Raw genomic sequence first — 23,464 nt, 5'->3', positions numbered from 1 at the left:
AGCGCGACGTCGGTCTGCGTGGCGCAACCGGATCGCTTCGCTCCGCTCGCAGTGACGGGGGTGCCGCCTAGCCCGGCGGCAGCACGTCGATCTGGATGCCGGAATAGTACGCCGCCAGGTTGGCGATATCGGCGTCCGACAGCTCCTTCGCGACCACGTTCATGATCTCGTTCTGCCGCTTGCCGTCGCGGTACTCGGTGAGTGCCTTCACGAGGTAGGGCTCGACCTGCCCGGCGAGGTTCGGCGCCTCCGGCAGCTTCGAGAGCCCGTCCATCCCATGACAGGTCTGGCAGGCGGTCGCCCGCTTCTTGCCCGCGGTCGCGTCGCCGGCCTGCGCCGAGAGCGGAACGAGGGTGGCGGTCAGGACGAGAAGCGGACGGATCATCGGGCGAGCTCGAACTCTGGGATCAGTGAAGACTTGCCCGCTCGCGTCGGAACGGGACGCGCGCGCCCTCTCCCGAACGTGAGACAGGGCGCGTTGCGGCTTTCCGCGACTTGGCGCCTCACGAGCGGAGAGGCGCCAAGTCACAAGAGACTACTTCTCGTAGGAGATCCGGTAGATCGCCCCGGCGGAATCGTCCGAGACGAGCAGCGAGCCGTCGAGCATCACGGCCACGTCCACCGGGCGGCCGAGGTACTCGCCGTCGCCGGTGAGCCACCCTTCCGCGAACGGCTTGACCGACTCGACCTTCCCGTCGGCGCCGAGCTTGGCGAACATCACCCGGGCGCCCACCGGCTCGGTGCGGTTCCACGAGCCGTGCTCGGCGATGAAGATCCCGCCCTTGTACGACGCCGGGAACTGCTTGCCGTTGTAGAAGGTCATGCCGAGATCGGCCGCGTGCGGCGGCAGCTCGGCCTGCGGAGCGACGGCGTCGGTCGGCGGGGTCTGATCCTTGTACTCGACCGTGCGGACCGAGCCGCCGCCGAACCACGGGAAGCCGAAATTCTCGCCCGCCTTGGTGGCGCGGTTCAGCTCGCCCGGCGGCTTGTCGTCGCCCATGCCGTCGACCTGGTTGTCGGTGAACCACAGCGACTTGTCGGTGTTGAAGTCCATCCCGACCGAGTTGCGGATGCCGGTCGCGTAGACCTCGCGGTTCTTGCCGTCGGCGTCGATGCGGATGATGCCGCCGATACCGGTCTTCTTGTAGAGGTCCATCTTCTCGGCGGGCGGCACGTTGTAGGGTTGGCCGAGCGCGATGTAGGTCTTGCCATCCGGCCCGACCCGGCAGACCCGGGCGGTGTGGTTGAAGCTCTCCTCGGAGGCCGGGATCAGCTGGCCCTGCTTGACCAGCACGCCGGCGGCGACGTCCGGGTTCTCGTAGAAGAACTCGGCGGCCGGGAAGGCCAGGACGCGGTTCTGCTCGACCACGGTGAGCACGCCGTCCTTCGAGAAGCAGACGCCGTTCGGGATCTTGAACGTGATGCCCGGCGCGAAGGGGCGGACCTCGTCGGCGACCCGGTCCTTGTCGCGGTCGGTGACCGTGTAGATCTTGCTCTTGCGCGTGCCGACGAACAGCACCCCGGCATTGGGGCCGACCGCGATGGCGCGGGCGTCCGGTACCACGGCGTAGAGATCGATCTTGAAGCCCTCCGGCAGCTTGATCTTCGACAGGGTCTTGCGGATCGCGTCGGCGCGGCGGCCGGTCTGCGGGATCTCCGCGGCGGCCTGGGTGTCGGTGCTGTGGAAGCCCTCGAGCTTCTCGAGGTCGTCGGTCTTCGCCTTGGTCTCGGCAGGGGCGGCGCCCTGCGCCAGGACGGGGAGCACCGCCGCCGGCAGGGCCACGCCCGCGAAGAGCGCGGCGAGAAGCAGAGATCGCATCGAAAGAATCCTCCCGGCAGCCCTTGGACCAGGGCATTACCGGGAGGGAACGATAGAGGCGCGGGATGGACCGGCAAGCCGCGCCGGTGACGCGGCCGGGGCGCTGTCGCGCGTCAGGCCACCTTGCGCGGCACGAGGCGCTCGCTGCCCAGGGCGAGGTCGGCCCCCGACACGCCGGACTCGGTGTACTCGGCGTCCTCGTTCACCCGCCAGACATCGTGCCGGCGCCGGCCGCAGAGGATGTTCTCCACGGTCAGCATCGCGGTCATCATCGCGTGGTCCTGGTTGTTGTACTTGTGCATGCCATTGCGGCCCACGAGGTGCAGGCTCGGGAAATCCCGCTCCAGCTCCCGCCGCACGGTGACGACGTGGCCGGCATACTCCTCGTCGTAGACCGGGTAGGCCTTCGGCTGGCGGACCACGCAGGCATCGACGACGTCGGCCGGGTCGATCAGGCCGATCTGCCCGATCTCGCGCTTGGCGAGCTCCACCAGCTCGGAATCGTCGGCGTTCCACAAGCCGTCACCCTCGAAGCAGAAATACTCCAGACCCAGGCAGGTGTGGTCCGCGTCCGGCACCATCTCGGGCGACCAGGAGCGGAAGTTCTGCACGCGACCGACCTTCACCGACGGGTCGTGGATGTAGATCCAGTTGTCCGGGAAATTCTTGTCGGACTTGGCGATGAGCGCCACCGTCAGGAAGTCGCGGTACTTCAGCGCCCGGGCGTTGAAGGTGCTGAGCGGCCGCGGGCGGATCGCGTCGACCAGCTCGCGGACCGGCGCGGACGAGACGACGTTGCGGGCCGTGAAGGTCTCGCGGCTGCCGTCCGAGCGGCGGGCCGCCACCGTCCAGATGCCGGTGCCGGCATCGTAGCTGAGGGAGTCGACGCTGCGGTCGAGCTTCAGCTGACCGCCCTGGGCGCGGATCTTGACGGCCGCCGCCTCCCACATCATGCCGGGGCCGCGGCGCGGATAGCGGAACGACTCGATGAGCGTCTTGATGACCGGACCGCCGGCCTTCGGCGCCTTGCGCAGGCCCAGCGACCGCTTGATGCCGTCGCGGATCGCCGCACCGAGGTCGAGCCCCTTGATGCGCTGGGCCGCCCAGTCGGCCGAGATCGCGTCGCACGACATGCCCCACACCTTCTCGGTGTAGGTCTTGAAGAAGATCGAGAACAGGCGCTCGCCGAACTGGTTGCGGACCCAGGCGTGGAAGGTCTTGGGCTCCGCGACCGGCCGCAGGCGGGCGTAGAGGTAGGAGGCGACGCAGGCCGCGCTGGTGAGGACGCCCAGGTTGCGCAGCGCCTCGAAGGCCTTGAGCGGGTAGGCGTAGTACCGGCCGCGATAGTAGATCCGCGACAGGCGTGGGCGCTCGATGAAGTCGTCGGGGAGGATCTCGTCCCAGAGATCGACCACGGCCTGGGACTTCGAGAAGAACCGGTGGCCGCCGATATCGAACAGGTAGCCGTTGTGCGAGACGGTGCGCGAGATCCCGCCGACCTGCGCCGGATCGCGCTCCAGGACGGTGACGGAGCGGCCCTTCTTCGACAGCAGGTAGGCGGCGGTCAGACCCGCGGGCCCCGCGCCGATCACCAGCGTCTCGGTGTGGTGGCTCATCCCATGCTCCGGCGATTGGTGCGGCGCGCGACGCGCAGGACGCCGACCGGTCGCCAGCATGCCCGGTCGTGGTTAAGGAATCGCTGGCGCCGGCGGGGCAAACCGGCGGCCGGACCGCCCGTCCGCCTCCCTTTGACCGCGCGTTAAGCCGAATTGCGCGAGCATGCCGGCGCGGGCATCGACCGCTCGTCCGGGTGATCCAACCATGCCGGCTCCGGCGCTCCCTCTCTCCCGACCGCGCGGGCGGATCGAGGCCCGCACGCTGCTGTGGGTCCTCGCCGGCCTCTGCGTCGCGACGATGAACGCCCCCCACGCGGTGTGGGAGACGATCCACCACCTGCGCGTCCCGGATACCGACGACGCCATGCGCCTCGTTGAAGTTCGCGACCTGCTGGCCGGCCAGGGCTGGTACGACAACGTCCAGTACCGCTTCCTGCCTCCGGGCGGCGTGCCGGGCCACTGGTCGCGCCTCGTCGACGCACCCATCGCCAGCCTGATCCTGGCGCTCACGCCCCTGACGGGCCCCGCGCTCGCCGAAAGCCTGACGGCCGCACTCTGGCCGATGCTGCTCTTCGGGCTCTACGGCTGGCTGCTGTATCGCGGAGTCCGGCACAGCTTCGGCAGCGGGGCCGCGCTCCTGGCCGTGATCGCGGCCACGCAGACTTTTGGTGTGACGATCCAGTTCCAGGCGGGGCGGGTCGATCATCACAACCTGCAGATCCTCTCGATCCTCGGTCTCTCCTTCTGCATGATCCGCGGGGGTCTGCGACCCGGCCTGATCGGCGGGATCCTGGCGGCGGGCTCGCTGGCGATCGGCCTCGAGGGCCTGCCCTTCGTCGCGCTGGCGGCCGTCTTTCTCACGGGCGAGTGGTGCCTGCGCGGACGCTCGGCCCTGCCGTCGCTGGCGGGCTTCGGCCTGGGCCTCGGCCTGGCCGCGCCCGCGCTGTTCGCCCTCCAGACGGCCCCCTCGCAGTGGGGGGGCACCCACTGCGACGCGCTCTCGCCGCCCTGGCTCTGGCTCACTCTGGGCGGCCTCGGCCTCGTCGCCGCAGCCGCCGCCGCGGGCGAGCGCCTCGCGACCGTATCGGCGCGCCTCGCCCTGGCAGGAATGGCGGGGACCATCCTGCTGGCCGGGTTCGCCGCCGCCTTCCCGTCCTGCCTCGGCGGCCCGTTCCCCGACATGCCGCCCCTGGTGAGGATCCACTGGCTGCTCACGGTCAACGAGATGGCGCCGTTGGCGAAGTTCGTGGCCCGCGGCCAGTGGGAAGCGCTGGTCTTCTACCCCGTGGTGTTCCTCGCGGCCCTCACGGCCACCGGGATGGCGTGGCGCGGGCCCGACCGCCGGGCCTGGTCGGTGGTCGCGCTGTTCCTGTGGCCGGGGCTGATCCTCGGCATCGCGCAGTTCCGCGGATTGTACATCGTCTCCGGCTTCGTGCCGCTGGTGGCGGGGGTAATCCTCGATCGGGCGCTGGCGCGGGCAGCCCTGCCGGCCGGGGAACGGCGCTGGCCCGCCGCGCTCCTCGGGGCCGCGATGATCAGCAGCCTCTGGATGATCCCCGCGCTCCTGGCGGAGATCCTGGCGCCCGGCCTGCGCACCGCGCCCGACGCGGCCGAGACCACCGCCTGCCTCGACGACGCCGCCGTCCGCCCCCTGGCGCGCCTGCCGGAAGGCACCGTGCTCGCACCGATCTTCATGGGGCCGTCGATACTTCTCCGGACCCCGCACAGCATCGTCGCCGCGCCCTATCACCGCGCCATTCCCGGCCTCACGGCGGCCATCGTGGGATTGGGCGGCACAGAGGCCGACCTCGACCGGGTGCTCACGGCGTTCCACGTTCGCTACCTCGTGGCCTGCCCGGCACGGCCGGCCGAGAATCTGCAGGCGGAGACGGCTTACGCCACGCGACTCGCCGAGGGCGCGGCCCGGAGCGCGCGCCTCTTGCCGCTGGACGTGCCCGGCCCGCTTAAGGCCTGGCGCGTGGTGCCCTGACGATCAGAGCAGGCGGCGATCGAGGCGGATGATCCGGCAGGGATCGCCGGCGCGCGCGGCCGGCGCGTGCGGGGCGCGGAGCAGCAGGGCCTCGGACCGGCCGAGGACGGCGAGCATCGACGAATCCTGGCGCTGCTCGGCGGTCGCGACCGGCAGCCGGCCGGGCTCGAGGGCGAGGCTCGCCCGCATGTAGTCGGCCCGCCCGTCATTCTCCGGCATGTCGCGGCCGAGCGTGGCCGGCTCGCTCCGGTCGGCGCCCGCCCGCGGATCGCCCTGGAGCGCGCGGATCGCCGGCACCACGAACAGCAGCCCGCACACGATGGACGAGACCGGATTGCCCGGCAGCCCGATCACCAGCATGTCGCCGAGACGGCCGTGCATCAGCGGCTTGCCCGGCCGGAGGGCGACCCGCCAGAAGCCGAGCTCCAACCCCTCCTTGGCGAGCGCGGCCTGTACCAGATCGTGGTCGCCCACGGAGGCTCCTCCGAGGGTGACCAGCAGGTCGGCCCGCGCCGCGCGGGCGCGACGGAACGCGTCCGCCAGGGCGTCGTGGTCGTCCCCGGCGATGCCGAGATCGACGATGTCGGCGCCCGCCTCCGCGGCGAGTGCGCCGAGCGCGAGGCTGTTCGAGGCGACGATCTGGTCCCAGCCCGGCGTCGCGCCCGGCTCCACCAGCTCGTCGCCGGTGGCGAGGATCGCGACGCGCGGCCGGCGACGGACCGGGAGCCGCGGATGACCGGCCGCCGCGGCGAGCGCGAGGCGCCGCGCGTCGAGGCTCGTGCCGGCCGGGATCAGGGTCTGGCCCGCGGTGAAGTCGAGGCCGGCCCGGCGAATGAACCGTGCCGGCTCCACGGGCTCCAGGACCCGCACCGCGCCCGCCTCGGCGGCGGCGTCCTCCTGGATGAGGATCGCGTCCGCGCCCTCCGGAACCGGCGCGCCGGTGAAGATCCGGACCGCCTCACCCGCGCCGATGCGTCCCGGGAAGCCGTGGCCGGCCGCGCTGGTGCCGATGAGCCGCAGGGTCGCCCCGACCATTGCGGCGTCGGCGCTACGCACGGCGTAGCCGTCCATGGCCGAGGCCGGAAATGGCGGCTGGGTCCGCGAGGCGACGACGTCGGCCGCGAGCGTCCGGCCGCCGGCCCGAGCCAGCGGGACGGTCTCGGCCTCGACCGGCGCGGCGACGCTCGCGAGCACCCGGGCCAGCGCCTCCGCGACCGGGATCAGGCCGCTCATTCCGCCGGTGCCCGGTAGGCGCCCGAGCGGCCGCCATCCTTTGCGGTCAGCCGGATCCCCTCGATCCGCATGCCGCGATCGACCGCCTTCACCATGTCGTAGACCGTCAGGCAGGCCACCGAGACGGCGGTGAGCGCCTCCATCTCGACGCCGGTCGGGCCCTGGACACGGACCTCGGCGGCGATGCGCAGGCCCGGGAGCGCGTCGTCGGGCTCGCACTCGACCCGCACCTTCGACAGCAGCAGCGGGTGACAGAGCGGGATCAGCTCGTGGGTGCGCTTGGCCGCCATGATGCCGGCGAGCCGGGCCGTGCCGATCACGTCGCCCTTCTTGGCGTCGCCCTCGCGGATCAGCGCCAGCGTCTCGGGCCTCATCACGATCTGGCCTTCCGCCCGGGCGGTCCGGTCGGTGGCGGGCTTGTCGGTGACGTCGACCATGTTGGCCGCGCCGCTGGTGTCGAGATGGGTCAGCGTCGAGCCCGGTCGCATGCCTTACGCCTTCTTCCGCGGCTTGCCGCCCGTGGCCCCCGCGTCGCCGAACAGCAGGGCGCGGGCCGCTGCCGCGACGTCCGGCTGCCGCATCAGGCTCTCGCCGACCAAGACCACGCCGAGGCCGTTGTCCCGCAGCCGCGCCACGTCGGCGTGGTCGCCGATCCCGCTCTCGGCCACGGCGATCCGGTCCGCCGGGATCCCCGGCGCCAGCCGGATCGCGGTCTCGAACGAGACCTCGAAGGTCTTGAGGTTCCGATTGTTGATACCGATCAGCGCCGTGCCGAGGGTGATCGCCCGCGCGAGTTCGGCCTCGTCGTGCACCTCGACCAGGACATCCATCCCGAGGAGGTGCGCCGTCTCGACCAGGGCCTCGGCCTCGTCGTCGTCGAGGCAGGCCATGATGACGAGGATGCAGTCGGCGCCCCAGGCCCGGGCCTCGTAGACCTGATAGGGCTCGAACAGGAAGTCCTTGCGCAGCACCGGCAGCCCGCAGGCCGCGCGCGCCGCCGTCAGGTACTCGGGACGACCCTGAAATGAGGGCTCGTCGGTCAGCACCGACAGGCAGGTGGCGCCGCCGGCCTCGTAGGCGGCGGCGAGGGTCGCCGGATCGAAATCGGCGCGGATCAGGCCCTTCGACGGCGAGGCCTTCTTCACCTCGGCGATGAGCGCCGGGCGATCCGCGGCCAGATGGGCCCGGATCGCCGCCGCGAATCCGCGCACCGGCTCCGCCTGAGCGACCTTCCGCTCCAGCTTGGCGAGCGGCACGCGCAGCTTCGCCTCGGCGATCTCGCGGCGCTTGTAGGCCTCGATGCGGGCGAGGACGTTCGGCCGCTCGGTCGGGGTCCCGGCGCCGGTCTCCGGGGTCGCCTCGTGCGTCAGCGAGCTCATCGGCCCTCCTGCCCGTTGGAGTGGTCGTTCGAGGCCCGGACGAGGCGGGCGAGCGTCGCCCGGGCGGCCCCGGAATCGACGGCATCCTGCGCCTGCGCGACGCCGTCCGCCAGGGCCTGCGCGGCCCCCGCGACCACGAGCGCCGCCCCGGCGTTGAGGACCGCGATGTCCCGATAGGCGTTCCGCGCACCCGCCAGGACGGCCTGCAGGGACCGCGCGTTGTCGGCCGGGTCGCCGCCGCGCAGCTCCTCGGGCGCGCGCAGCGCCAGCCCGAATTCGCGCGGGTCGATGGTGAAGTGTGACAACCGGCCTTCCTCGAGGGCGACGACCTGCGTCGGGCCGGTGACGGTGATCTCGTCGAGCCCATCGGATCCGTGGACGGTCCAGACCCGGCGGCTGCCGAGTTCGGCCAGGACCCGCGTCAGCGGCTCCGCGAGGGCCGCCTGGGCGACGCCGAAGAGCTGGTAGCCCACGCCGGCCGGGTTGCTCAGCGGGCCGAGCAGGTTGAAGATCGTCCGCACGGGCAGCTCGGACCGGACCGCCGCGACGTGGCGCATCGCCGGGTGGTGGGCCTGCGCGAACAGGAAGCAGAGGCCGGCCTCGTCGAGGCAGCGGGCCTGCGCGGCGGGGTCGAGCCCGAGCCGGACGCCCAGGGCCGCGAGCACGTCGGCGGCACCGGAGCGCGAGGTCGCCGCGCGGTTCCCGTGCTTCGCCACCGGCACGCCGCAGGCGGCCACGACGATCGCCGCCAGGGTCGAGACGTTCACGCTGCCGGAATGGTCACCGCCGGTGCCGACGACGTCGACGGCGTTCTCCGGCGCCGCGACGCGCGTCATGCGCGCCCGCATGGCCTCGGCCGCGCCGACGATCTCCTCGACGCTCTCGCCGCGCACCTTTAGGGCGGTCAGGAAGGCGCCGGCCTGGACCGGCGTGACCTCGCCCGACAGCAGGTCGTCGAAGGCGGCGCGGGCCTCGGCGCGGTCGAGGGCGAGGCCCCCGGCGACCTTCGCGAGATGGGGTCTGAAGCTGTCCATGAGTTCTTACGGAGGGCCGCCCCGGCCCCCGGCGTCAATGCACGTCGGCGCGCGTCCTGTCACGCGCCGTGTTCCAGGCGGCGGCGAGATCCAGGAAGTTCTTCACGATCTCCGCGCCGTGCTGCGACCGGATGCTCTCGGGGTGGAACTGGACGCCGTGGAGCGGCCGGTCGGCGTGCTCCAGGCCCATGATCAGGCCGTCCGCCTCGGCGGTGACCCGCAGGGCCGTCGGGCAGGTCGCGCGGTCGACCACCAGGGAGTGGTAGCGGGTCGCCTCGAAGCTGTCGTTGAGGCCGCGGAACAGGCCGCGCGCGCCGTGCCGGATGGTCGAGACCTTGCCGTGGAGCGGCAGGGGCGCCCGCACGACGTCACCGCCGAAGGCCTGGCCGATCGCCTGGAGGCCGAGGCACACGCCGAAGATCGGGATCTCCTCGGACAGGTCGCGGACCACGTCGAGGCAGATGCCCGCCTCCGTCGGCGTGCACGGCCCGGGCGACAGCACGATCGCGTCGGGCGCCCTGGCGCGGATGTCGGCGATCGTGAGCGCGTCGTTGCGCGCGACCTCGACCGCGCCGCAGAGCGGCCCGATCAGGTGCACGAGATTCCACGTGAAGGAATCGTAGTTGTCGATGACGAGGACGTTGGGCATCGCGGCGGCACGCTCGGGCATGCAGGCGATGTGACCGCTCGCACCCGCGCGGTCAACCGTCGGCGTCGGACGGCGGCGCAGCCGCGCGTCCGCCCTACTGCCCGCGCTTGGCCTGCGCGGCGAAGCGCACCGCCTCCTCGGCGGCCCGGAACAGCGCCTTGGCCTTGTTGACGCATTCCTGCTGCTCGGAGGCCGGGTCCGAATCGTAGACGATCCCCGCCCCGGCCTGGACGTGCATCGCCCCGTCCTTCACCACCGCGGTGCGCAGGACGATGCAGGTGTCCATCTCGCCACGCGCGCCGAAATAGCCGATGCAGCCCGCGTACGGCCCGCGCTTCTCGCGCTCCAGCTCGTCGATGATCTCCATGGCCCGCACCTTCGGGGCACCCGAGACCGTGCCGGCCGGAAATCCCGCGGCCAGAGCCTCCAGGGGATCGTGGCGCGGGTCGAGGTCACCCTCGACGTTCGACACGATGTGCATGACCTGGCTGTAGCGCTCGATGAAGAACGAGTCGGTCACCCGGACGCTGCCGATCCGCGACACCCGCCCGGCGTCGTTGCGGCCGAGATCGAGCAGCATCAGGTGCTCGGCCCGCTCCTTCGGATCGGCGAGCAGCTCCTCGGCCAGGGCGGCATCCTCGGCCGGGGTCGCGCCGCGGCGGCGCGTGCCGGCGATCGGGCGGACCGTGACTACCCCGTCCCGCACCCGCACCAGGATCTCCGGCGAGGAGCAGACGATCTGGAAATCCTCGAAATCGAGGTAGCACAGGAACGGCGCCGGGTTCGTCCGCCGCAGCGAGCGGTACAGGCTGAAGGCCGGCAGCGTGAACGGCGCCGAGAAGCGCTGGGACAGCACCACCTGGAACACGTCGCCCGCGACGATGTACTCCTTGGCGCGCGCCACCATGGCGAAGAAGTCGGCCGGCGGCGTGTTCGAGACCGGCTCGGGATGGGCGACCGCCGACAGGTCGACCCGCGCCTCGATCGGCAGCGGCCCCTCGAGGGCGGCGGCGACCCGGTCGACGCGCTGCAGCGCGTCCTCGTAGGCGGCCCGAGCCGCGACGCCTGGGCCGGGCCGGACCGGCGACACGACGGTGATGACGTCGCGGATGGAGTCGAAGACCACCATCACCCGGGGGCGCACAAGGATCGCGTCGGGCACGCCGAGCGGGTCCGGATTCGGCTCCGGCAGCCGCTCCATGGCGCGGACCATGTCGTAGCCGAGATAGCCGAACAGGCCGGCGGCCATCGGCGGCAGGTCCTGGCCATCCGACTCGCCGATGGCGCTCTCGGCGATCAGGGCGCGCAGGCTCGCGAGCGGCGCCCGGGAATCCGGCTCGAACCGCGTGAGGTCTGCCCCGCGCGCGATCGCGGGCGCGCCCGCCCGGCAGCGCCAGATCAGGTCCGGATCGAGTCCGATCATCGAGTACCGGCCGCGGACGGCGCCGCCCTCGACCGATTCGAGCAGGAAGGCCGGCCCGGAATGGCCGGCGCGCAGCTTGAGGAACGCCGCGACCGGCGTCTCGAGGTCCGCGACGAGGCTTACCGCCACGAGGCTCGGCTGCCCGGCCTCGTAGCGCGCCGCGAAGGCCGCGTAATCGGGCGCTTCGGCCATGCCTCAGTACTCGCCGCCGATGGCGCGCCGCAGGGCCGCCGGGTCGACCTTCACGCCCGCGTTCTTCTGGACCTCGCTGATGTACTGGGACAGCACGTCATCGGCGAGCGCCGCCTGGAAGCTCTGCGTGATCTGCTTGTCGCTCGGGCTATCGGCCACGAAGGCCGGCACCGTCGCCGCCGTGACCTTGAAGACCGCGCGCGAATCGCCCGCGGCCGCCGTGCCGGCCTTGCCGACCGGGGTCGCGAAGATCAGGTTCACGACGTCCGCCGTGAGCATGTCCTTGGCCTGGTTGCGCGCGAGATCCTGCGCCTCCTGCAGGTTGACGCCGACCTCCTGGACGGCCGCCTCCATGGTCTCGCCCTTGTTGATCTTCTCGACGAGCTCGCGACCCTTGGCCTGGAGGCGCTTGGCGATCTCCGTCGCGGTCCAGCCGGCCTTCACGCCGTCCTTGACCTGATCGAGGGGTTTGTCGTGGGCGGCGTCGATCCCGGTCACGTCGTACCAGACGTAGCCGCCGGTCTTGGTCCGCAGGGGCTCGTTGTCGCCGCCGATCTCGGCGCGGAACAGGGCCGGCAGGGTGGTCTCCGCATCGGGAATGTCGGTGACCCGCTGCCCGTCCGGTCCCTTGCCGTTGGCGTCCACGGCCTTCACGGTGACGATCTTGAGGCCGCGCTCCGCGGCGATGTCGGCGAGGGGCTTGGCGACGGCGCGCTGGTCCTCAATCGCGTCGCGGGTGGTCTCCATGGCGTCGCGGGCACGGGCCAGGGCGAGGGCCTTGCGGATCTCTCCCTCCACCGCCTCGAACGGCTTCACCGTCCCGGCCTCGATCTTGGTCACGCGCAGCAGCACCGTGCCGAACCGGCCCTGGACCGGCTGGCTCACGCCGCCCTCCGGCAGCGCGAAGGCGGCGTCGGCGACGGCCTTGTCGAACAGCTCGCTCTTGGTCAGCGTGCCGAGGGTCAGGTCCTTCTCGTCGGTGCCGCGCTCGGCCGCCACCGCGTCGAAGGTCTTGGAGCCGTCCGTAATCGCCTTGCGGGCCGCCTCGGCGGCGGCCGCGTCGGGGAACACGATCTGCTGGATGGTGCGCTTCTCGGGCGTGCCGTAGCGGTCCTTGTTCAGCGCGTAGGCGGCGCGGGCGTCGGCCTCCGTGATCGCGTCGGGCTTCGCCATCGCCTCGGGCTCGACCACGAGGAGGTTGACCGACCGGAATTCCGGCGCCCGGAAGCCGGACTTGTTGGCCTCGTACCAAGTCTTGAGCTCGTCGTCCGTCGGATCGGGGATCTGGCCGGCCACCGAAGGGGTCAGCATCAGGTAGGCGGCCGCGCGGCGCTCGGTGGTGTAGCGGTGAACGGCCTCGCGCATGGCGAGCGGCACGTGCAGGTCCGACGACACGGCCTCGGCCAGCTGAAGGCGGGCGATCACCGAGCGCTGCTCGCGCACGAACAGGCCCTCGTTGAGGCCGGCGCGCTGCAGGGTCTGGTAGAAGAGCTGCGGCTCGAACTGACCCTGCTGGTTCTGGAAGCTCTTCTCCTCGTGGATCGCCTTGATCACCGAGGCATCCGGCACGGCGAGGCCGAGATCGTGGGTCTTCTGATCGAGGGCGGCCTCGGTGATCAGCTGCGACATCACCTGCCGGTCCAGACCGAGCATCCGCGCCTGATCGGGCGTGAGCGGACGCTTCAGCTGCGTCTGATAGCGCTGGAGCTGGTTCTGGTAGGCTTGGCGCACCTGCTCGGCGGTGATCGGCGTGCTGCCGACCGTGGCCACCTTGTTGCTCGCGCCGCCGCGGAAGAACTCCTCGACCCCGAAGATGCCGACACCGGCGATCAGCAGCGTGAAGATGATCGTCAAGACGATCTTGCCGAGCCAGTGCTGGCTGGCGTTGCGGATGCCCTGAAGCATGGTCTGTGATCGAGTACCTTCGGCAGCCGCCCCGTCACCGGGCCGGCGCTGTCCCTGAGAGCCGACCGCGATAGACCATTCGCGTCCACAGGCAAAGGCTCGGGCACGCCGGGCCGTTTGCACGCTCAAGCTCGCTCTGGTAGGCCGCGGCAACTTCGGAAACGCCGCGACGGAGCGAGGGCAGGAATGACGCAGTCTGGGCGCAGGCCGCTTGTCGCCGGCAACTGGAAGATGAACGGGACCCGGTCATCCATCCAGGTGGTCGAAGCGATTCGCGACGGGCTGTCGCCGGACCTCGCGTCCCGCATCGACGTGCTGATCTGCCCGCCCGCGACGCTGATCGGATCCTGCGTGGCGGCAGCGGCCGGATCGCCGATCGCGATCGGCGGCCAGAACCTGCATGCCCGTCCGAGCGGCGCCTTCACGGGCTCGATCTCGGCCGAGATGCTCGCCGACCTCGGCGCCAAGTACGTGATCGTCGGCCATTCCGAGCGCCGGGCCTACCACCACGAGACCGACGACGGGGTCCACGCGAAGGCGCTGGGCGCCCGGCGCGCGGGCCTGTGCGGGATCATCTGCGTCGGCGAGACGATCGAGGAGCGCGAGCAGGGGCGCGCCCTCGACATCGTCCGCGCCCAGCTCGCCATCGGCCTGCCGAAGGGCGCGACCGCGGCCGACACGGTGATCGCCTACGAGCCGGTCTGGGCGATCGGCTCGGGGAGGACGCCGACGCCGCGCGACATCGCCGAGGTCCACGCCTCCCTGCGGGAGATGCTCGACAAGCTCGTGGGCGACGAGGCGCAGAAGATCCGCATCCTCTACGGCGGCTCGGTGAAGCCCGGGAACGCCAAGGAACTCCTGTCGGTGGACAACGTCGACGGCGCGCTCGTGGGCGGCGCCAGCCTCGTGGCGGAAGATTTCCTGGGGATCTGCGCCGCCTACGCCTGAGCGCGCAGCCGCCGTTCGCCCGGGTGCGGCGCTCGCGCGCCCGGGTTGTCAGATCTTGAAGGCCTGCCGGGCGAGCAGCCGCCAGCGGCCGCCGTCGCTGTGCCAGACCTGCATCACGCCGATATGCACCGGTGACGTCTTGCCGCCCGAGACCACCTCGCCGGTGAAGATGTGGCGCGCGATCGCGTCGTCGCCGACCACCGAGACGGACCGGTCCGACAGAGTGATGTTTGGGAAGGCCGAGCGCCTGCTGGTCAGCGTCTCGATGAAGGCCGTCTTGTCCTGCACCTGACCGCTGGAATGGCCGTAGCTCAGCCCGTCGAGGACCAGGGCGTCGAGGGCCGGCCCGTCCGCCGACAGAAGGGCCCTGGTGAGGGCGTCGACCGCCTGTTCCACGGCGGCGCCCTGAGCGGCATCGGATCCGCCCGCGGAGCCCGGGCCCGAGCAAATCAGGACGGGCACGGCGATGGCGGCGGCGGCGAGCGCCGCGCGGCGGGACACGGACATGGCTAGCCTCCCGGACCGAGCGGCGCGTTCGGTAGGCCGCCCTTCCCCGACAGAGAGCACGATGCGCGGCCGAAGGCGAGGGTCGAAGCGGACAGCCGGCCGCTCGCGTCAGGTTGGCGACGGGCGACCGGTGGTGTATGTCGTCGCCGAATTCCGGCCGGTCCGCCAGAAGCGTCGCCCCCGAAGCTCTCGCCGCACGCCCCCGTGCCCGGGAGGTTCGTGAACGATCGCGGGCCCCGGCCCTCGTGCGTTCGTCTTCCGGTGCCCGCTGCCGGCGCGCGGCGCTGAAGAAGACTCCGGAACACCGATGCAGACCGTCCTGATCGTCGTCCACCTCATCATCGTGCTCGCGCTGATCGGCGTCGTGCTGCTCCAGCGCTCCGAGGGCGGCCTCGGGCTCGGCGGTGGCGGCGGTGGCGGCGTCGGCGGATTCATGACCGGCCGCGGTCAGGCCAACGCCCTGACGCGGGCCACCGCGATCCTGGCGGCCCTGTTCTTCACGACCAGCATGGTCCTCGCCATCCTGTCGCATCGCTCGGCGGCGCCCAAGTCGATCCTCGACAGCGGCGCGCCGCAGACGTCCGGCCAGCCGGCCAAGCAGCCGACCGGTGCCGACAACCTGCTCGACACGCTGCGCCAGCAACAGGACCGGGCGCCCGCGAACGCTCCGGCCCAGCCGGCCCCGGCCCCCGCGCAGCCGGCGGTTCCGGAAGCGCCGCAGTCGCGCTGACGGCGCGCGCCGCGGGCGGCGCAGCGTCCGACCCTTGTCCCGACGGACCGGCGCTCGGCCGGTCCACGCCATGCGTCGCGCGATCCCCAGCCCATGCACCGGCCGGGGCCTCCGCCGTTTGGCAAATGCCAGCAGCTTCTTTATGGACCGAGGCCCATGACGCGGTACGTTTTCATCACCGGCGGCGTGGTTTCCTCTCTCGGCAAGGGCCTCGCCTCGGCGGCCCTGGCGGCGGTCCTTCAGGCCCGCGGCTACCGGGTCCGGATGCGCAAGCTCGACCCTTACCTCAACGTCGATCCGGGCACGATGAGCCCGACGCAGCACGGCGAGGTGTTCGTCACCGACGACGGCGCCGAGACCGACCTCGACCTCGGGCATTACGAGCGCTTCACCGGCGTCCCGGCGAGCCGGGCGGACAACATCACCACGGGCCGCATCTACCAGGACATCATCGCCAAGGAGCGGCGCGGCGACTACCTCGGCGCCACGATTCAGGTGATCCCGCACGTCACCAACGCGATCAAGGACTTCGTCCTCGACGGCAACGACAGCTTCGATTTCGTGCTGGTGGAGATCGGCGGCACGGTCGGCGACATCGAGGGCCTGCCGTTCTTCGAGGCGATCCGGCAGCTCGGCCAGGAACTGCCGCGGGGCACCTGCTGCTACGTCCACCTGACGCTGCTGCCGTACATCCCGTCCGCCGGCGAGCTGAAGACCAAGCCGACGCAGCACTCCGTGAAGGAGTTGCGCTCGATCGGCATCCAGCCCGACATCCTGCTCTGCCGCTGCGACCGGCCGATCCCGATGGACGAGCGGCGCAAGCTCGCGCTGTTCTGCAACGTCCGCCAGACCGCGGTGATCGAGGCGCTCGACGTGGCCTCGATCTACGAGGTGCCGCTCTCCTACCGGACCGCCGGCCTGGACCGCGAGGTGCTCGGCCATTTCGGCCTAGAGCACGGCGAGGAGCCGGATCTCGGCCGCTGGCAGACCATCGCGGAGCGCGTGCGCAATCCCGAGGGCGAGGTCTCGATCGCCATCGTGGGTAAGTACACGGGGCTGAAGGACGCCTACAAGTCGCTGACCGAGGCGCTGACCCACGGCGGCATCAGCCACCGGGTGAAGGTCAACCTCGAGTGGATCGAGGCCGAGGTGTTCGAGCGCGAGGATCCGGCGCCCTTCCTCGAGGGTCTCAACGGGATCCTGGTCCCGGGCGGCTTCGGCCAGCGCGGGGCCGAGGGCAAGATCCGCGCGGCCCGCTACGCCCGCGAGAAGCGCATCCCCTACCTCGGCATCTGCTTCGGCATGCAGATGGCGGTGATCGAGGCCGCCCGCTCGCTGGCCGGGATGCCGGAGGCGAATTCGACGGAGTTCGGCGAGACCGCCGAGCCGGTGGTCGGCCTGCTCACCGAGTGGCTGCGCGGCAACGAGCTGGAGCGGCGCGCCGCGGCCGGCGACCTCGGCGGCACGATGCGGCTCGGCGCCTACGAGGCGAAGCTCGACCCCGAGTCGAAGATCGCCCAGATCTACGGGTCCGAGCAGATCTCGGAGCGGCACCGCCACCGCTACGAGGTCAACATGGCCTATCGCGAGCGGCTGGAGGCCAAGGGCCTGCGCTTCTCCGGCGTCTCGCCCGACGGCCTGCTGCCCGAGACCGTGGAGCATGTCGGGCACCCGTGGTTCATCGGCGTGCAGTTCCACCCGGAGCTGAAGTCGCGCCCGTTCGAGCCGCACCCGCTGTTCAAGGGGTTCGTCGGCGCCGCGATCGAGCAGAGCCGCCTGGTCTGAGGCCGCGGCGGCGCGCCGCTGCTCGCGCGGCGCCCCGCGGCCCTATATCCTCGGTGCCGTGACCGAGATCCTCTTCTACCACATGCAGCGGCAGCCCCTGGAGAAGGTGCTGCCGAACCTCGTCGAGCGCTCGCTGGACCGCGGCTGGCAGGCCGCGATCCAGGCGGCCAGCGAGGAACGGCTGCAGGCGCTCGACGACCACCTCTGGACCTATTCCGACGAGAGCTTCCTGCCGCACGGCACCGACCGCGAGCCCGACGCCGCGAGTCAGCCGGTGGTGCTCACGCTCCGGGACGTGAATCCCAACACGGCCTCGATCCGCTTCCTCGTGGAGGGCGCCGACCTGCCGCCCGACGCCGGGCAGTACGAGCGGATCTGCATCCTGTTCGACGGGACCGATCAGGACGCCCTCCTGCGCGCCCGCGAGCAGTGGAAACAGGCCAAGGACGCCGGCCACGCGGTGGCCTACTGGCAGCAGGACGATACCGGACGCTGGAACAAGAAGGCTTGATGGTGCCCCTCCACGGACGTCTCGCGCGCGCCGCGCTCGCCCTCACCCTGGCTGTCGCCGCACCCGCCGGCACCCTGGCCCAGGACGCGCCGCATCCGCATCCCGCGGAGAGCAAGCCGGCGCCGCGCGGCCCGGAGGGGCGCCGCCTCCCGCCCGATTCGACGACGAGGCAGAGCGTCACGCTGCCGGACGGCCGGACCCTCGACTTCACCGCCACGGCCGGCAGCCTGCCCCTCGTCGACGAGGCGGGAAAGCTCCAGGCCGAGATCGCCTACGTCGCCTACACGATGGCGCCGCAGGCCGGCCGCGAGCGGCCCGTCACCTTCGCGGTCAACGGCGGCCCGGGCGCCGCGTCGGCCTATCTCAACATCGGGGCGATCGGGCCCTGGCGGCTGCCGGTCGGCGGCGACAGCATCAGCCCGTCGCAGCCGGTGACGCTGACGCCCAACGACGGGACGTGGCTGGGCTTCACCGACCTCGTCTTCATCGACCCCGTGGGCACCGGCTACAGCCGGGCCGCGGACGGGAACGGCAAGGCCTACTGGTCGATCGATTCGGACGCCTCGACCCTGGCGGCGACCATCGCCCGCTACCTGCGCGTCAACGACCGGATGGCGAGCCCGAAATTCTTCGTCGGCGAGAGCTACGGCGGATTCCGCGGCCCGCTGATCGCCGAGAAGCTCCAGGAGGAGATCGGCGTCGGCCTCTCCGGCATGGTGCTGCTCTCGCCGGTGCTCGATTTCGCGTGGCTGGAGACGCCGCGGGCCAACCCGTGGGGTTACGTGCTGAAGCTGCCCTCGCTGGCGGCCGGCGCTTTGGAGCGGGCCGGCACGGTGCCGACGCCCACCCTTCTCGGCGACGCGGAGGCGTACGCCACGGGTCCGTACCTGAGCGATCTGCTGAAGGGGCCGAGCGATACGGCCGCCGTCGCCCGGATGACCGAGAAGGTCGCGCCCCTGGTCGGCCTCGACCCAGCCCTGGTGCGCGCGCAGGCGGCGCGCCTCTCGACCCGCAGCGTCCAGCGCGAGATCGACCGCGCCGAGGGCCGCGTGACCAGCGCCTACGACACCGGCATCACCGGCTGGGACCCGAACCCGGACGCCGCCCAGTCGAGCTTCGAGGACCCCCAGCTCACGGCCCTCCAGGCGCCGCTGACCAGCGCGATGCTCGACCTCTACGCGCGCGCGCTGAAGTGGCCGGTGACCAACATGCGCTACGAGCTCCTGAACAACGCGGTCAATCGCGGCTGGAGCTGGGGCTCGGGCCGGCAGGCCCCGGAGGTCCTGTCGAACCTCAAGGGCGACCTCGCGCTCGACGGGCACCTGCGCGTCCTCGTGGCGCACGGCTACACCGACCTGGTGACGCCCTACTTCGCCTCGAAGCTCCTGCTGGCGCAGGTCCCCGCCTACGCGGCCGGGCGCCTGAGCCTCGCGGTCTATCCGGGCGGGCACATGTTCTACACGCGCCCGGACTCGCGCGCCGCGTTCAGGGCGGACGTCGAGCGGATGTACACGGACGCCCTGAAGGTGCGCGACGCCGGCCCGACCCGTCCGGCCGGCGCCCCCGCCGAGCATCTCAGGACCGCGCCGTGACGCCCCCCGCCCGCCTGGCCGTTCACGCGTCGTCGAAGGCGAGGGCCTCGGCCGGGTAATCGACCATCGTCCGGCGCTGCGCGTCGGTATTCTGCCACTCCCCGACCTTCATGTAGCGGCCCTCGAGATCGCGGACCTCGACCACCTTCCCGATGGTGGGGATCGACTGGAAGCCCTGCGGCCAGTTCGACGCGAAATAGAAGACCTGCTCGACGTGGTCCGAGAGGTGGCAGATCCCCGGTCCGAAGGTTCCCAGCCCGAACACGAGGTAGCGGCCGTTCACCAGGGCCGCGACGTCGGAGATCAGCGACTCGCTCTGGATCTCCACCGGCAGGCCGCGTCGCGCCGCGTAGGCCTCCACCTCGGCGATGACCGGGTTCAGCCTGTTCTCGAAGACGAGCTTGACCGAGCGGATCCGGCCCTCGGCCAGCAGCCGGTCGATGACCATCCGGTAGAACGCGAGGGGCGGCTGCGGGTAGTGCGGATCGACCCAGGTGCTGAAGATGTCGCCCGAGCGGATGTGGATCAGGAGCTGGTCGTCGGGCTTGGCCGGGAAGGTCCTGGGCAGGCCGTTGAACAGCGGCCGGATCACGCTCTGCACGATCGCGCGCGAATCCGTCGGTCCCCGCAGCGCGGTCACGCGCTCGAACTGCGTCGGGTCGAAGTACAGACCCGACAGGAAGTAGCCGTCCGGCGGCAGCGGTTCGTCCGGCGGGATGAAGGTGATGCCGTCGCAGGTCAGCCGCTCGGTCAGGAAGATCACCTTGCTGCGGTCGACCTTGGGGACCTTGATGTATTTCAGGTTGAGCGCCTTCGCGACCGACACCGCGATGATGTACTGGACGAGGCAGTTGCCGAAGGCGCCGTTCTCGAACAGCGACAGGCCGACGAGGGCGCGGCTCGCGCGGTCGGGCGCCGAATGGAGATTGTAGGTGACGTAGACGTTGGCCCCGGGCTTCTCGTTCAGGAGCGTCACGTCGAGGCCGAGCATCGCCCGGAGGGCGATCAGGTCGACGGCGGCCTCTTCGGCGCGGACGGCAACGGGGACGATCCGGGCCGGCTCCGGCGCGGCGACCCGCACCGCGCGCGCCCAGGCCCGCTCGTCGGGGACGATGGCGGCCACGAGGGCGTCCGGGGTCGCGCTCCAGCCGGCGAGGTCCGGCTCGATCCACGTCGCGCCGTCCTGCGAGACCGCCACGGCGACGTCGCCGGGTTCCGGAGGGACCACCCCTCCCCCCGGTCGCAGGGCGACGGAGTGGATCGGGAAACGGCCGCCGAGATCGACTTCGAGCCACCTCGTACCCGCGTCCGATACGATCCGCGGGTCTCGGCCGGCCGCCAGATCGACGAGGACCGGGGTCGGATCGTCTGTCAGGGCCATCGGGTCTCCGGGAGCTTACCGCCCGCGCCGGGCGGGTGTCGGGTGCGGCGGTGCCTGCTCCGGGGCGCGGCCGTCAAGCCCGTCCGTGCCGCGGCGCGGCGCGGGAATCGGCCGCGATCCGGCGTCGCTCCGTTGTGTCCCGGCGGTCATGCGTCTACAACGACCGGGTGACGGTGCCCCGGCGACGGGGTGAAAAGGGAATGCGGTGAGGGGTCCGAGGCCCCGATTCCGCGGCTGCCCCCGCAACTGTGAGCGGCGAGCGCCCGCCAAGCGCCACCGGAGCGATCCGGGAAGGCGGCGGGCGCGCCGAGCCGCGAGCCAGGAGACCTGCCGTCACGACAGGATCCCGCAATGCCGCCGGTGGGGCGGCTGGAGACACTGCTGATGACGACCCAAACCCTCGCCCCCGTCGCCGCCGGCACCCGCGCGTCGGAGCGCCCGATCGCCGTCGCGCTCGCGGCCGTGCTGGGCCTCGGCCTGCTGTTCATGGCGGGCTTCTCGCCGGCGATCGCGCTCCACAACGCGGCGCACGATTTCCGACACACCCAGAACTTCCCCTGCCACTGACGTCCCCGGAACAGGGATGATCATCCGGCTCCTGTCGGCGGCCCTCGCCGCCGGCTTCTTCGCGGCTGCCGTCGTGACGGGCCTCGAACTCACGCTGACCTCGCCGCTGATCGTCGCGGCCGAGCGCTACGAGCAGCAGGAGGCGCCGCGTCATGCCGCCGAGACGCTCCCGATCAGGGCGCTCCCGATCGTGCTGGCCCATGCCGGGCACGACCACGCCGCGCCCGACGCCGCGCCGGAATGGCAGCCCGGCCCCGGCCTGCCGCGGATGGCCTTCACCGGGCTCGCGACCCTCGTCGGCGGCGTCGGCTACGCGCTGCTGCTCGGCGCGGTGATGCTCGCCTGCGGCCGCGAACCCACGCCACAGGTCGGGCTCGCCTTCGCGGTGGCGGGCTTCGCCAGCGTCGCCCTCGCGCCGGGCCTCGGCCTGCCGCCGGAACTGCCCGGCAGCGCGGCGGCCCCGCTCGCGACGCGCCAGGCGTGGTGGGTGATGACCGCCGCGGCGACCGGGATGGGGCTCTACCTGATCACGATCCGCCGCGCGCTGATCACCATCCTCGGGGGGCTCGTCCTGATCATCGCCCCGCACGCGGTCGGCGCCCCGCAGGCGCCGGAGGCCGCGTCGGAGCTTCCGGCCGCGCTGGCCGCGCAGTTCGCCGCGCGGTCGCTGGCCATCAGCTTCGTGTTCTGGATCCTGATCGGGCTGGGACTCGGCTGGGCGTGGCAGGCCTTCGCCCGCGGCGCGGATCGGGGAGCGGCCCGTGCCTGAGACCATTCTCTACGTCTGCACCACCTGCCGCCGCTCGGACGACGACCCGGACGGCCCCCGCGCCGGGGCCCGCCTGCTGGAGGCGCTCCGGGCGCGGAGCGGCGGCACGCCGGACCTGCGGGTCGAGGCGGTGGAGTGCCTGTCGGTCTGCAAGCGGCCCTGCACCGTGGCGGTCGCCGCGGCCGACCGCTGGACCTACGTCTACGGCGACATGGATCCGGCCGCCTCGGCCGAGATCATCCTCGGCGGGCTCGCGGCCTACGCGGCGACCCCGGACGGCATCGTGCCCTGGCGCGAGCGTCCGGAGGCGTTCCGCAAGGGCGTGATCGCCCGCATCCCCCCTTTCCCAGAACCCCGCCCGGTCCCCGCCGGCACCCTGGAGGCCGCGGAATGACCCTCGTGAACAAGATCCCCTGCACCATCGTCACCGGCTTCCTCGGGGCCGGCAAGACGACCCTCGTCCGCCACGTGGTCGAGAACGCCAAGGGGCGCCGCCTCGCCATCCTGGTGAACGAGTTCGGCGACATCGGCTTCGACAAGTCGTTCCTGGCGGCCTGCGGCGTCGAGGGCTGCACCGAGGACGCCATCGTCGAGCTGCCGAACGGCTGCATCTGCTGCACGGTCGCGGACGATTTCGTTCCCGCGCTGGAGACCCTGCTCGGCCGCGCCGAGCCGCCGGAGCACATCCTGATCGAGACCTCGGGTCTCGCGCTGCCGAAGCCGCTCGTCCAGGCGTTCCAGTGGCCGGCGATCCGCTCGCGGGTGACCGTCGACGGCGTGGTCGCCGTGGTCGACGGCCCGGCGGTGGCCTCGGGCGCCTTCGCGGAGGATCCGGAGGCCCTGGCGGCCCAGCGGGCCGCCGACCAGTCGGTCGACCACGACAATCCCCTGGAGGAGGTTTTCGAGGACCAGCTCCTCTGCGCCGACCTCGTGGTGGTCAACAAGGCCGACCTGATCGACGCCGCGACCCGGGCGCGGGTCCGCGCCGAGGTCGAGGGGCACCTGCCCCGCGCCGTGAAGGTCGTCGAGACCGAGAACGGCGCCATCGACCCGCGGGTGCTGCTCGGCCTCGGCGCGGCCGCCGAGGACGATCTCGACGCCCGCCCCTCGCATCACGGCGAGGGCGAGGACCACGATCACGACGATTTCGAGACCGTGGCGCTGCCGGTCCGCCCGGCGGTGACCGCGGGGGATCTCGCGGCCCGGGTCGAGGCGGCGGCCGAGGCCGCCGGCGTCCTGCGCATCAAGGGCTTCGCCGAGGTCGAGGGCAAGCCCATGCGCCTCGTGGTGCAGGGTGTCGGCCGGCGCGTCACCCATCATTTCGACCGCCCCTGGCGGGCCGGGGAAGCCCGCGACGGGACGCTGGTGGTGATCGGCCTGAAGGGCTTCGACAAGGACGCCGTCGCGGCGGCCCTCGCGGGATGAGGCCGGTCG

At 71.9% G+C, this 23,464-nt stretch carries 22 protein-coding genes and 1 riboswitch; of the genes, 10 read left to right on the top strand and 12 right to left on the bottom strand.

All coding sequences use genetic code 11. The features are described 5' to 3' along the window. Positions 1-67: 67 nt before the first annotated feature. The 3 genes from ACTJK8_RS19675 to ACTJK8_RS19665 form a co-directional block, all read right to left on the bottom strand. Positions 68-385, bottom strand: a complete 318-nt coding sequence (locus ACTJK8_RS19675; protein WP_029357791.1) for a c-type cytochrome — start codon at positions 383-385, stop codon at positions 68-70. Positions 386-535: 150 nt separating this feature from the next. Then, positions 536-1,819, bottom strand: coding sequence for a PQQ-dependent sugar dehydrogenase (locus tag ACTJK8_RS19670; RefSeq protein WP_012320041.1), 1,284 nt, complete (start codon positions 1,817-1,819; stop codon positions 536-538). Positions 1,820-1,932: 113 nt separating this feature from the next. Then, positions 1,933-3,435, bottom strand: a complete 1,503-nt coding sequence (locus ACTJK8_RS19665; RefSeq protein WP_440762396.1) for an NAD(P)/FAD-dependent oxidoreductase — start codon at positions 3,433-3,435, stop codon at positions 1,933-1,935. 205 nt (positions 3,436-3,640) lie between these two features. Here ACTJK8_RS19665 and ACTJK8_RS19660 point away from each other — a divergent pair, with 205 nt between their 5' ends. Continuing rightward, positions 3,641-5,425: a hypothetical protein gene (locus tag ACTJK8_RS19660; RefSeq protein WP_440762395.1), complete on the top strand. Its 1,785-nt coding sequence runs from the start codon at positions 3,641-3,643 to the stop codon at positions 5,423-5,425. A 3-nt stretch (positions 5,426-5,428) separates the two neighbouring features. On the opposite strand, the gene ACTJK8_RS19655 is transcribed toward ACTJK8_RS19660, so the two are convergent. The 7 genes from ACTJK8_RS19655 to ACTJK8_RS19625 all read right to left on the bottom strand — a co-directional run bounded on the left by ACTJK8_RS19655 (position 5,429) and on the right by ACTJK8_RS19625 (position 13,240). Next, positions 5,429-6,658 carry a molybdopterin molybdotransferase MoeA gene (locus ACTJK8_RS19655; protein WP_012320044.1) on the bottom strand — a complete coding sequence of 410 codons (1,230 nt, stop codon included), beginning with the start codon at positions 6,656-6,658 and terminating at the stop codon, positions 5,429-5,431. After that, positions 6,655-7,146 (bottom strand): cyclic pyranopterin monophosphate synthase MoaC, encoded by a 492-nt coding sequence (moaC, locus tag ACTJK8_RS19650; protein WP_024829527.1) that lies wholly within the window; start codon positions 7,144-7,146, stop codon positions 6,655-6,657. Before moaC ends, ACTJK8_RS19655 begins: the two co-directional genes overlap by 4 nt. 3 nt (positions 7,147-7,149) lie before the next feature. Next, a complete protein-coding gene (gene trpC, locus ACTJK8_RS19645; RefSeq protein WP_116655945.1) occupies positions 7,150-8,037 on the bottom strand; it encodes an indole-3-glycerol phosphate synthase TrpC in 888 nt (295 codons plus the stop codon). Then, positions 8,034-9,071, bottom strand: coding sequence for an anthranilate phosphoribosyltransferase (gene trpD / locus ACTJK8_RS19640; RefSeq protein WP_116655944.1), 1,038 nt, complete (start codon positions 9,069-9,071; stop codon positions 8,034-8,036). The genes trpC and trpD overlap by 4 nt, the downstream gene beginning before the upstream one ends. Positions 9,072-9,105: 34 nt before the next feature. Beyond that, positions 9,106-9,720, bottom strand: a complete 615-nt coding sequence (locus tag ACTJK8_RS19635; protein WP_012320048.1) for an anthranilate synthase component II — start codon at positions 9,718-9,720, stop codon at positions 9,106-9,108. Positions 9,721-9,814: 94 nt separating this feature from the next. Next, complete coding sequence (trpE, locus tag ACTJK8_RS19630) at positions 9,815-11,335, bottom strand: anthranilate synthase component I (protein WP_440762394.1); 1,521 nt, start codon at positions 11,333-11,335, stop codon at positions 9,815-9,817. Positions 11,336-11,338: 3 nt separating this feature from the next. Further along, on the bottom strand, positions 11,339-13,240 hold the full coding sequence (locus ACTJK8_RS19625; RefSeq protein ID WP_440762393.1) for a peptidyl-prolyl cis-trans isomerase: 1,902 nt from the start codon (positions 13,238-13,240) through the stop codon (positions 11,339-11,341). 186 nt (positions 13,241-13,426) lie between these two features. Between ACTJK8_RS19625 and tpiA the strand changes: the two genes are divergently transcribed. Continuing rightward, complete coding sequence (gene tpiA, locus ACTJK8_RS19620) at positions 13,427-14,188, top strand: triose-phosphate isomerase (RefSeq protein WP_012320051.1); 762 nt, start codon at positions 13,427-13,429, stop codon at positions 14,186-14,188. A 48-nt stretch (positions 14,189-14,236) separates the two neighbouring features. Here the strand turns inward: tpiA and ACTJK8_RS19615 are convergent, their stop codons facing one another. After that, positions 14,237-14,695: a nuclear transport factor 2 family protein gene (locus ACTJK8_RS19615; protein WP_070999840.1), complete on the bottom strand. Its 459-nt coding sequence runs from the start codon at positions 14,693-14,695 to the stop codon at positions 14,237-14,239. Between the two features lie 307 nt (positions 14,696-15,002). On the opposite strand from ACTJK8_RS19615, the gene secG reads away from it, so the two are divergent. From secG to ACTJK8_RS19595, 4 genes are all read left to right on the top strand, one after another. Beyond that, the gene (gene secG / locus ACTJK8_RS19610) at positions 15,003-15,425 is read left to right on the top strand and encodes a preprotein translocase subunit SecG (protein WP_440762392.1); all 423 of its coding nucleotides are present in this window, start codon (positions 15,003-15,005) and stop codon (positions 15,423-15,425) included. 156 nt (positions 15,426-15,581) lie between these two features. Then, positions 15,582-17,210 carry a CTP synthase gene (locus tag ACTJK8_RS19605; protein ID WP_012320054.1) on the top strand — a complete coding sequence of 543 codons (1,629 nt, stop codon included), beginning with the start codon at positions 15,582-15,584 and terminating at the stop codon, positions 17,208-17,210. Between the two features lie 58 nt (positions 17,211-17,268). Further along, positions 17,269-17,721, top strand: a complete 453-nt coding sequence (locus tag ACTJK8_RS19600; RefSeq protein WP_012320055.1) for a DNA polymerase III subunit chi — start codon at positions 17,269-17,271, stop codon at positions 17,719-17,721. Next, complete coding sequence (locus ACTJK8_RS19595; RefSeq protein WP_440762391.1) at positions 17,721-19,313, top strand: S10 family peptidase; 1,593 nt, start codon at positions 17,721-17,723, stop codon at positions 19,311-19,313. Before ACTJK8_RS19600 ends, ACTJK8_RS19595 begins: the two co-directional genes overlap by 1 nt. A 22-nt stretch (positions 19,314-19,335) precedes the next feature. On the opposite strand, the gene ACTJK8_RS19590 is transcribed toward ACTJK8_RS19595, so the two are convergent. Further along, positions 19,336-20,694 carry a hypothetical protein gene (locus ACTJK8_RS19590; protein WP_012320057.1) on the bottom strand — a complete coding sequence of 453 codons (1,359 nt, stop codon included), beginning with the start codon at positions 20,692-20,694 and terminating at the stop codon, positions 19,336-19,338. A gap of 154 nt (positions 20,695-20,848) precedes the next feature. Next, positions 20,849-21,043, top strand: a riboswitch (cobalamin riboswitch). Between the two features lie 35 nt (positions 21,044-21,078). On the opposite strand from ACTJK8_RS19590, the gene ACTJK8_RS19585 reads away from it, so the two are divergent. Genes ACTJK8_RS19585 through cobW form a run of 4 tightly spaced genes read left to right on the top strand, consistent with a single transcriptional unit; the run spans position 21,079 to position 23,455 of the window. Then, positions 21,079-21,261 carry a CbtB domain-containing protein gene (locus tag ACTJK8_RS19585; protein ID WP_024829520.1) on the top strand — a complete coding sequence of 61 codons (183 nt, stop codon included), beginning with the start codon at positions 21,079-21,081 and terminating at the stop codon, positions 21,259-21,261. Positions 21,262-21,277: 16 nt separating this feature from the next. Then, positions 21,278-22,030 (top strand): CbtA family protein, encoded by a 753-nt coding sequence (locus ACTJK8_RS19580; protein WP_440762390.1) that lies wholly within the window; start codon positions 21,278-21,280, stop codon positions 22,028-22,030. Further along, a complete protein-coding gene (locus ACTJK8_RS19575; protein WP_029357782.1) occupies positions 22,023-22,424 on the top strand; it encodes a DUF1636 domain-containing protein in 402 nt (133 codons plus the stop codon). Before ACTJK8_RS19580 ends, ACTJK8_RS19575 begins: the two co-directional genes overlap by 8 nt. After that, a complete protein-coding gene (cobW, locus tag ACTJK8_RS19570) occupies positions 22,421-23,455 on the top strand; it encodes a cobalamin biosynthesis protein CobW (protein ID WP_012320061.1) in 1,035 nt (344 codons plus the stop codon). Before ACTJK8_RS19575 ends, cobW begins: the two co-directional genes overlap by 4 nt. Positions 23,456-23,464: the final 9 nt, after the last annotated feature.

Source organism: Methylobacterium sp. 22177, assembly GCF_052045615.1.
In the GTDB taxonomy this organism is placed as follows: Bacteria; Pseudomonadota; Alphaproteobacteria; order Rhizobiales; family Beijerinckiaceae; genus Methylobacterium; species Methylobacterium radiotolerans.
This window is presented reverse-complemented; position numbering and strand designations above follow the sequence as displayed.